At 68.6% G+C, this 1,859-nt stretch carries 1 protein-coding gene; it reads right to left on the reverse strand.

The genetic code is table 11. The annotated features are described in order from the left end of the window. Positions 1-1,859: class I SAM-dependent methyltransferase (locus FGD71_RS35070; protein ID WP_119104604.1), on the reverse strand; the 1,859-nt coding region annotated here is incomplete at both ends.

Consider the following 1,859-nt stretch of genomic DNA (forward strand, 5'->3'; position numbering starts at 1 on the left):
CATTCCCCAACGCGAAAAACCCGCCACGGCCCAGCAGATACGCCTGCTGCAGATCCGTCAGCCCGAACGGCTCGAACCGGGCCCCCGGTTCGGACACGAGCCGAGGGAGCGCAGATGCCTGTCCCTCCGGCGCGTGGTCACGGGTGGCCAGCAGCACGGCCTGCGCGGCGACCGTGGGATGGGCGAAGATATCGGCCGCGGTGAGCGGCAGCCCGTTCGACGCGGCCGCCGCCGCGGTCCGGACCGCCAGCAGACTGTCCCCGCCGGCGTGGAAGAAGTCGGTGTGAATGCCGATGCTCTGCCTGCCGAGTACGTCGCACCAGACGGCGGACAGCCGCTCCTCGCGCAGGTTGCGCGGCGCAGCGCCGTTCTCGGGCCCGTCACCGGTGTCGTCGAGGTCAGGTGCCGGGAGCCGGCCGCGGTCGACCTTGCCGTTGGCCGAGAGGGGGAAGCGGTCGAGTACCAGGTACCGTTCCGGCAGCATGTACGAGGGCAGCGTCCCGGTCAGGTGTTCCCGCACCGATTCGACGAGCCGGCCCGTGAACTGCGGCGCGGCAGGACGGTTCACCAGCTCCGGCACCCCATCGTCCAGATCCAGTGTGGAGCACTCCTCGGACAGGTGGTCCGGCAGGTGACCGTGGTAGAACACGATGTCGGCCGCGCCCGGCGCCTCGCCCAGGAATGCCTCGATCAGCCAACCCGCATCGTGGGCGACGGCACGGAGGTCGTCGGTGCGGAACCCGGCGGCCGCCGACTGGTCCGTTGCCACATCCTCCAGAGTGTGTGCCGAGCCGCTTTCCAGATGATCAGTGGCACGGAGATCGCGCCAGAGGCGTGGGTTCCGTACGCCACGCAGGATCACGGCAGCGGATCCATGGGGGGTGGCCTCGTCGAGGGCCGCGCGCAGCTCGTCGATGACGGCCTCGGCCTGCCCGTCCAGGACCGTGACATGACCCGGCGCTTCGGCATGGGCCACGGCCGGAGACCTACGCAGTATCACGTCGTACCTGTAGTCCGCCATTTCCGTGGTGGGGTCGCCTGTCTTGGGACGCATGCTCACGGTGCTGAAACCCAGTCCCCGCAGTCCGCGGAAGAGTTCGGGGGATATCGCCAGTTCGCTCTCCTGCAGGCCCCGCTGAGTGACTCGCTCCGTGAGTTCGTCCACCGAATCCGTCGCACCGGCCTGGAAAAGCTCGACCGAGGTGTGGAAGGCCCGCAGCAGGCGCAGATCGCGGACATCACCCACGAACAGGGTGCCGTCGTCGGAGAGGACTCGTGCGGCCTCGCGCAGCAAGTCCACCAGGTAGGCGCCGCTCGGGAAGTACTGGGAGACGGAGTTCACGATGACGCAGTCGACGACGCCGTCCTCGACATCCGCGAGGTCGCGGGCATCACGGTGCAGCAGGCGCACCCGGTCCGCATACTCGGGACGGGCGTCGAAGTACGCCTGGAGCGTGGCGAGCGTCTCGGCGGAGACGTCGACGCCGGTGTAGCGCGCCCGAGGAGCGATGCGGGTCGCCAGCAGGCCTGTGCCGCATCCGATCTCCAGCACGTGCGCCGGCGAGCATTCCAGGATGCGGCGCACGGTCTCGTCGACCCACTGGCGCATCGCCTCGTCGGGAATGGGAGCGTCTGTGTACGTGCTGATCCAACCGGTCGTGTCGAAGTCATCACCGATCACGCCGACTTCGGAGCGCATCGCGTTGAAGACGTTCTCCCACTCACTGACGCGCAGCCGGTCCCCTTCGCCGCCTGTGTCGTGAGAGGCGTCCGGAATGAGGTAGGCGGTGAGGTGGTTGTTCGCCGCGGTGACGACGGCGTCCTTCACGCCGGGGTGGGTGGTGAGTTTGGCCTCGATC

The organism is Streptomyces sporangiiformans, assembly GCF_005768555.2.
Classification (GTDB): Bacteria; Actinomycetota; Actinomycetes; order Streptomycetales; family Streptomycetaceae; genus Streptomyces; species Streptomyces sporangiiformans.